The sequence below is a fragment of the Ectobacillus panaciterrae DSM 19096 genome, from assembly GCF_000430785.1.
Classification (GTDB): Bacteria; Bacillota; Bacilli; order Bacillales; family Bacillaceae_G; genus Ectobacillus; species Ectobacillus panaciterrae.
Map to the genome: position 1 here is coordinate 1 of NZ_AUMR01000131.1, position 8272 is coordinate 8272.

At 36.5% G+C, this 8272-nt stretch carries 6 protein-coding genes and 3 pseudogenes; 8 read left to right on the top strand and 1 reads right to left on the bottom strand.

The genetic code is table 11. The annotated features are described in order from the left end of the window. From tnpA to H540_RS0120740, 3 genes and pseudogenes are all read left to right on the top strand, one after another. The coding region (tnpA, locus tag H540_RS0120735; RefSeq protein ID WP_028402220.1) for an IS200/IS605 family transposase at window positions 1-353 on the top strand (353 nt) is incomplete at its 5' end. A 55-nt stretch (window positions 354-408) separates the two neighbouring features. After that, window positions 409-519, top strand: a pseudogene (locus H540_RS32445) (RidA family protein); the annotation flags it as partial. A 31-nt stretch (window positions 520-550) separates the two neighbouring features. Continuing rightward, entirely contained in the window at window positions 551-1258 is a 708-nt protein-coding gene (locus H540_RS0120740; RefSeq protein WP_028402221.1) for an aspartate/glutamate racemase family protein, read from the top strand. 390 nt (window positions 1259-1648) lie between these two features. Here the strand turns inward: H540_RS0120740 and H540_RS30460 are convergent, their stop codons facing one another. Continuing rightward, window positions 1649-2644, bottom strand: coding sequence for a Ger(x)C family spore germination protein (locus H540_RS30460; protein ID WP_162144547.1), 996 nt, complete (start codon window positions 2642-2644; stop codon window positions 1649-1651). Window positions 2645-2908: 264 nt separating this feature from the next. Here H540_RS30460 and cuyB point away from each other — a divergent pair, with 264 nt between their 5' ends. From cuyB to H540_RS0120770, 5 genes and pseudogenes are all read left to right on the top strand, one after another. Continuing rightward, complete coding sequence (gene cuyB / locus H540_RS0120750) at window positions 2909-3613, top strand: cysteate racemase (RefSeq protein ID WP_028402222.1); 705 nt, start codon at window positions 2909-2911, stop codon at window positions 3611-3613. Window positions 3614-3736: 123 nt separating this feature from the next. Further along, window positions 3737-4621 (top strand): LysR family transcriptional regulator, encoded by an 885-nt coding sequence (locus tag H540_RS0120755; protein WP_028402223.1) that lies wholly within the window; start codon window positions 3737-3739, stop codon window positions 4619-4621. Window positions 4622-5043: 422 nt separating this feature from the next. After that, the gene (locus H540_RS0120760; RefSeq protein WP_028402224.1) at window positions 5044-6315 is read left to right on the top strand and encodes a cation:dicarboxylate symporter family transporter; all 1272 of its coding nucleotides are present in this window, start codon (window positions 5044-5046) and stop codon (window positions 6313-6315) included. A gap of 34 nt (window positions 6316-6349) precedes the next feature. Next, a pseudogene (gene aspA / locus H540_RS30465) lies at window positions 6350-7790 on the top strand (aspartate ammonia-lyase). A 117-nt stretch (window positions 7791-7907) separates the two neighbouring features. After that, a pseudogene (locus tag H540_RS0120770) lies at window positions 7908-8272 on the top strand (aminotransferase class I/II-fold pyridoxal phosphate-dependent enzyme); the annotation flags it as partial.

The window sequence follows — 8272 nt, forward strand, 5'->3', positions numbered from 1 at the left end:
AAGCCTTTTTAACTTTGTCGAGGTATCGAAAAAAGTTGTTGATTCAACTTGGAAATGATGTGAAACAACTCATGCACGATATAGCCAATAGATACTATTTTAGAATAGTCGAAATAGAAGTAGATAAGGATCATATCCATTTGCTTATTCATTATGAACCTAAGATGAGTATTCTTGAAATCGTAAGACTACGCAAGCAAATGACTACGTTTCACATTTGGAAACAACATGAAACGTATCTTTCCAAACATTTTTGGAAGGAACGAACCTTTTGGAGTGACGGATGTTTCGCTTGTTCCATTGGAAATGTCAGCAAAGAAACGATTCAAAAATACATGCAAGAACAAGAATGAAAACCGTGGGCTTACATCCACGAACCTAAAGGTATCGTGGTTTTACGCCCACAAATATAAAGAATTTTTTTGTTCTCCTTATCCTGCGAGAACGGCTGTTGCTGTTGAGAAGCTACCCAAAAATGCATTAGTTGAGATTGAGGTTATTGCGGCTCTTGATAAATAAAATGGAAAATATCTGATAAGGGACTGATAAGATGAAAAAGGTTGGAATTGTTGGAGGTACGGGACCAGAATCAACAGTAGATTATTACCAATCAATAATTTCTAAATTTCAAGAAAAGATTGGAAGCAAAGAAGATTTACCAGAACTCTTTATTAACAGCATTAATATGTACAAGATGTTTAATTTGCTTATGAATGGACAGACACAAGAGTTAATTAATTACTTAACTGATGCTGTTCAAAAATTAGAAAGTGTTGGGGCTGATTTTGTGGTGTTCACTGGAAACACACCACATATTGTTTTTGAACGAGTTCAAGAAAAAGTCCAAGTACCTATGATAAGCATTGTAGAAGAAACATATTTAAAAGCACAAGAATTGAGCTTAGAAAAGATTGGTCTTATAGGAACTAAGTTTACGATGGAAAATGATTTTTTCAAAAAACCATTTATTTCTCATAACATAGAGATGGTAGTACCGAATCAATCGGAACAGGAATACATTCATAGAAAAATTGTTGAAGAATTAGAAAATGGCATCGTGAACAACGAAACAAAAAAAGGTTTTTTAAATATCATTGAACAAATGACAGATAGAGACGGTATACAAGCGATCATATTAGGTTGCACAGAACTCCCTATGTTAATCAAAAATGAAGATTTAAATATTCATTCATTAAATACAGCAGAAGTTCACATTAATAAGATTGTCGATACCATTTTTATGGACAAAACTCATTGACCTTATAATACGAAGGGCGCTTTTCTTGAATAAGGAAGCGCCCATTCTCTATTTAACGGGGATTTGTTTTTCGGAAAATCCCTTAATCCACCTTTTCGAGGGGATGGGCAAAAACACCCTATTTCTAATTTATTAGACAACGACATTTAATTTTAAAGAAATTACGTTAAATAAAAAAGAAAGTCACAGAAATGTCCGTTTTTTTGTTGAATATCATTATAATAAAAGCATAAAAAAACAAATTATAATAAACATATGTTTTGTATAAAATAAATGGTAGCAAAAAAATCTTGTAATGAGGAGAATCCACACTTTTTGTGAACTTTTAGGGGGATATGAGTAGGAAGTAGTGACCGGATTCTGATCAGAATCCGGTTAATTTTATTGGATTTATTTTTTTCTTCCTTTTTCTCCAAATTCACGAATTTGTACTTTTACCTTAATTTCGACTGGTATCTTGCTAAATTTTTTATCCCAGTCTTTTTTGTACTTACTCCATACATCGGGATAATAGATATTTAACTTTTTTCCAAATCCTATTACATCTAGTTTGAAATCTTTCTGTGTTTTAGTCATGGTTTTCTTAGCTAGGTATAGGATTTCTTTTTCTGTCACATACTCGGCTTTTTTGATGAAGCTTTCATCAAACGAGTTTCCGGTAATTACCCAATCTTCCCGCAAATTTCCTTCTGTCTCAATTTCTACAGTAAACGAGACCTTCTCGTCTTTGACATAGGGTATAATTTTGCTTTTCATGTTAAGAACCTCATATACAATAGGAGCATTCGTCACCTCATCTTTAGCTTTAACAATTCCACCTTTTCCTTTACCAGTCAACCAGTTCCAGCCTTCCATTTCGTCCTCTGCTAACCACCCCACCATCTTATTGCTTGTTCCACTAATAACCGCAGATCCAGACGTTTTCACGTCCTTTTTAGATTTAGCTAATCTTGGAACAATAAAGCTGTTATGCGAGGTTAATTCCTCAGATATATCGCCTAACGTCAGTTTGGGAGCCATTTGAAGGGTTTGTCCTAAATTGTCTGTTTGTTCCATGAGATTAATAGCTGGATCTTCTAATAGATATGGTTCGGTTTCAAATACGTCTGTTGCTTTCCCTTTGGCAATAAACACTTTGATTGTTCTTCTTGATTCTGGATTCCGTAAAAAATAATTTAAGATGAGGCTCATGTCAAAAGATTTGGCCGCATTTTCACCAATTACAAGAACTTTCAAGTTCATATAACTTGGAACTTTTCCTGCTTTGGTAGGAAGTTTCCGAACAGTTTCAAAAATACTTCCCCCTTCACCGATTACATTTATATACGCTTTTTTATTACCACTATTGTCTTTGGGGGATTTAGGAATAATAAAATGATGAGTCACCGATAAGCTTTCTACTCGTATACCAGTTATCAACCAGCACATATACCTGCTCATCACTTGTTGGATGGTAAGCTTCGATATCAAAATCCCCTTATGCACTAGTTATCAATACATAGTTTCTATTGTTGTATAGATCCTTTCTATAACTCATCGCTTAAAAAGGAATTTATAATTAAGTCAATCAGTTCAAAAATGCATTTACAGAAATACTAGGAATTTTATTAAGATTGGGCTTTCAAAATATTTTTAAAAGTGGTGAACAAAATGCAAAAAGTTGTTGGAATTATTGGTGGCATGGGGCCTTTGGCAACTGTTGATTTAATGAATAAAATTATTTCTTATACACCTGCAATGAAGGATCAAGATCATATCCATATCATTGCAGACAACTATTCTCAAATACCTGATCGGACAACGGCTATTCTGGGCAAGGGAATAGATCCGACTCCATACATTGTACAATCAGCGCAGCGATTGCAAGACGCTGGTGCGGAGTTTCTTGTTATTGCGTGTAATACCGCTCATTTTTTCTATGAAGCAGCTAAAAGGTCTGTTAGTATTCCGATCCTGCATATGCCTTTAGAAACAGCTCGTTTTGTGCAAGAAAACAATTTTAGAAAAGTGGGTTTGTTAGCTACGGATGGGACGATTCAGACGGAACTATACCAAAACAGTTGTCAAAATTACGGGATTGATGTCATTGAGCCTGATAAAGAAATGCAAGAAAAAGTGATGGAAGGAATATATGCTATTAAAGGTGGAAATTTAGAAACAGGATGTTTATATCTTTCAACGGTTGCTGATAAATTGAAAGAGAGCGGAGCTGAGGCTATCATAGCAGGTTGCACAGAGGTTCCCCTTGTATTGAAATCATCCGAAAACATTTGCGTTATTGATCCAACAGAAATTGTAGCTAAAATGGTTATTAAAATAGCTAATGGAACAGAGAAAGAAATAATAAAGGTGTAATTTAGAAGTTGGGAATGCGGCAGAATTGTCGCATTCTTATTTTATGAATGTTTGATGCATACGATCTACGGGTACATGTTATAGTAAATGATAATAGAGAGCTAAAGTAAGGAGCGTTTAGACATGAATATTGAAAATATTGAAGCTTTTATATATGTTTGTCAACTGGGTAGTTTCAATAAAGCCGCCGAAGCTCTTTATTTAGCCCAACCTTCTGTAACAGCACGTATTCAATCACTTGAACGTGAAATTAATATAAAGCTTTTTCATCGAAATGGCAATAAGATTTCCTTAACTGAAAAAGGAGAGTATTTTTTTCCACATGCACAAAAAATTTTGCAGTCTTATCAGGAAGCAAAGTATGGGTTGCAACAAGTAGCAATCCCATATGACTTGGTAATTGGGAGTGCCTTATCAATATCTAATAATATTCTTCCTGAAATTTTACCTGGTTTCAAATCTGAATTTAAGGATGTTAGAGTAAAAATTGTAACGGGTCATTCGCAAGACATCTTACAGAAGGTTATTAATAAAGAAGTTGACTTTGGCATCGTACGAACAGAAACACATCCTCAAGTAGAATCAATTCGTCTTTATAATGACCCTATTGGCCTTTTTGTGCCTCGAAATCATATATTTTTAAAAGAAGAAAAAGTAACAATAGAAGATGTGAGTAAACAACCCCTTATCTTTTTTGATTATGGATCCATGGATTGGCTCATGATTCATCGGCTGTTTTCAAGTAATGATGTAAACCCGACCATATCTTTAGAAGTAGATAATATGGAATCAGCAAAAAATTTAGTGATACAAGGGATGGGCATTAGTTTCTTGCCTGAACATTGTGTCAAACAAGAATTAGAAAATGGAGAATTGATCCGAGTGGAAATGGCACCTCCAGTGAAAATTAATATTAGTATTGATTTTATCTATTTAAAAGGCAGACCAAAATCTGTTTTCATTGATTTCCTAAAAGATAAGATGTGTAAACAAAAACAAACCGATTGATATATCAATCGGTTTGTTTTTGTTCTGGAGTTGATAGGTATGTGAATTCTATAGATATCTTCTATTTAGATATAGCTTTCTTCTATAACTCAACTGGTTACAAAGAATTTATAATTAACACTAATAAGGGATGAATTCTGAAAATTTTATAATTTTGGTCACTAACAATCATATTGAGGTGATTAGCTTTAGGGCAATTATAAAAAAGTTTTAATAAGGTAAGTTATTTGGAAGTTCATCCATTATTTTGAGGAATTATCACTTCTAAAAGGAGGAGGTATAAACAAAGTTTTTCTTATCATGATGACAGTCGAATCATTCAATGTATGAAAGGGTAAGGACTCATCATTCTTCAATTATTATCTATAAGAATAGAGGAGTGCATAGTGAATCAAGAACGAAAAAATGAAAGGGGTTTCAATATGAAAAAATTTGGATTGGGAACACAAATTTTTATCGGACTCGCATTAGGTATTCTAGCGGGGGCCGTTTTCTATGGTAATGAAACAGCGATGGCTGTTCTTCAGCCAATTGGTGACATTTTCATTCGGTTAATCAAGATGATTGTTATACCGATTGTTGTAGCAGCTCTTGTAGTATCGATAGCGGGCGTAGGTGATATAAAAAAGCTAGGACAGCTAGGTGGAAAAACAATTCTTTATTTTGAAATTGTTACCACGATTGCAATTGCTGTTGGTCTGCTAGCTGCAAATATATTCCAACCAGGCACTGGCATCGAAATGAGTAGTCTTGAAAAAAGTGATATATCTAAGTATGAAGCAACAACTAAAACAGCTGAAAGTGCGGGTTTTGTAGATAAAATTGTTCATATTGTACCAAGTAACATCGTCCAGTCATTGGCAGAAGGAGACTTGTTAGCAATCATCTTTTTCTCCGTTTTATTCGGTATAGGAGTTGCAACGATTGGAGAAAAAGGAAAGCCAATCTTGAAATTCTTTGATGGTGTGTTGGAAGCGATGTTTTGGATGACAAATCTTGTCATGAAGTTTGCCCCATTTGGTGTATTTGCATTAATAGGCGTCAATGTGGCAAAATTTGGAGTCGCTTCATTGATTCCTCTAGGAAAGTTAGTAATTGCAGTATATGTAACCATGTTCTTCTTCGTATTTGTTGTATTAGGCATTATTGCGAAAATGGCCGGTACCAGTGTACTTGTCCTTATTAAAGTTTTGAAAGATGAATTGTTGTTAGCATTCACAACAGCAAGCTCTGAATCTGTATTGCCGAGATTGATGGATAAGATGGAAAAACTTGGTTGCCCAAAAGCGATTACCTCTTTTGTTATTCCGACCGGTTATACGTTCAACCTTGACGGTTCAAGCATTTATCAGGCAATTGCTTCACTTTTCATTGCACAAATGTATGGGATTCATTTATCCATACCGGAGCAAATTACACTCCTACTTGTGCTCATGCTGACATCCAAGGGAATGGCTGGAGTATCTGGAGCCTCTTTTGTAGTAGTGTTAACGACACTTGGGTCGATGGGACTTCCTCTCGAAGGTATGGCGTTCATCGCTGGCATTGACCGTATTTTAGATATGCTTCGGACAGCTGTTAACGTAGTAGGTAACGCATTGGCTGCAATTGTCATGTCAAAATGGGAAGGCCAATATGATAAAGAACAAGCAGATCGTTATACAGCTTCCCTTAAGCAATCTAAAGTAGCGTAAATCAAACTAACATGTAAAAAGGGAGAAAAATATGATGATAAATATAGAAGTAAGGAAAAAACAAAACGTACGGATTGAAAAGGATTTCTTAGGAGAAAAAGAGGTGCCGGCGGATGCTTATTACGGCATTCAAACATTACGCGCTGTTGAGAACTTTCCTATTACAGGGTATACCATTCATGAAGAGCTCATTAAGGCTTTAGCCATCGTCAAGAAAGCGGCCGCTCTTGCCAATATGGAAACAAAGCGTCTGTACGAAGGGACAGGCAAGGCAATTGTGGAGGCTGCTCAAGAAATCATCGACGGCAAATGGCACGATCATTTCATTGTTGATCCAATTCAAGGCGGCGCAGGAACATCGATGAACATGAATGCGAATGAGGTCATTGCCAACCGCGCGCTTGAATTGATCGGAAAAGAAAGAGGAGACTACTTTCATATCAGTCCAAACAGTCATGTGAACATGTCACAGTCTACAAATGATGCTTTTCCGACTGCGATTCACATTGCAACATTGAATATGTTAGAAAAATTATTAGGCACAATAGAATATATGCATGGCGTATTTGAACAAAAAGCAAAGGAATTTGACCATGTCATCAAAATGGGCCGTACGCATCTGCAGGACGCTGTACCGATCCGTTTAGGCCAAGAGTTCGCAGCGTATGCCCGCGTGCTTGCCCGCGATATAAAGCGCATTAAACAATCACGACAGCATTTATATGAGGTGAATATGGGCGCGACAGCGGTGGGAACCGGCTTGAATGCGGACCCTCGCTACATTGAAAGCGTAGTTGAGCATCTTGCCGATATCAGTGGCTTTTTGCTTGTGGGAGCAGAGCATCTTGTGGATGCGACACAAAACACGGATGCTTATACGGAAGTATCAGCTGCACTAAAAGTATGCATGATGAACATGTCAAAAATCGCCAATGACTTGCGATTGATGGCTTCCGGTCCCCGCGCTGGACTTGGTGAGATTACATTGCCTGCCCGTCAGCCAGGATCATCCATTATGCCTGGGAAAGTCAATCCTGTAATGGCTGAGGTCATTAATCAGGTGGCGTTCCAAGTAATCGGAAAATCATACTATTTGCCTTGCATCGGAAGCAGGACAGCTGGAATTGAATGTTATGGAACCAGTTCTCGTATTTAATTTGCTTCAATCCATCAGTATTATGAATAATGCATTCCGTGCATTTACAGACCATTGCTTAAAGGGAATTGAAGCAAACGAAGAACGTTTAAAAGAATACGTAGAAAAAAGCGTAGGTATTATTACGGCTGTTAACCCGCATATCGGATATGAAGTGGCGGCTCGGATCGCACGGGAAGCTATTTTAAAAGGTAAATCAGTACGTGAGTTATGCTTGCAATATGATGTATTAACAGATGAAGAACTTGATCTTATTTTAAATCCTTATGAAATGACAAACCCCGGAATTTCAGGGGCAGCTCTATTTGACAGAGAATAAATAAGTTTTTAGGCCCTGGTGCAAAAACTTGCAAGTGACTTGAAGTTTTTTGCACCAGGCCACAACGATGAAAATGGTATAATAATTGGGAAATAAAAGATTGAAAGGAAGAACACTATGCATTCACTGGCTAAGCAGTTAAACGAAACCATTCAGCGTGAAAATCCATATGTATTTGCTATGCTTTCAAATTTGGGCAAACAGATTTATTTTCCAAAAGAAGGTATATTGAGTCAATCTGCTGAGGCGAAAATAAAAGCTACAAAATATAACACTACCATAGGAATTGCTTTGGAGAATAACGAGCCGATGCACTTAAAAGTTATTCAAGATACATTATCTTCCTATGCACCAAAAGATATCTACGAATATGCACCACCCGCAGGAAAGCCAGAATTAAGAGTAGCATGGCGCAAAAAAATGATTGAAGAAAACCCATCCCTTCAAGGCAAACAGTTGGGAAATCCTATCGTGACTAATGC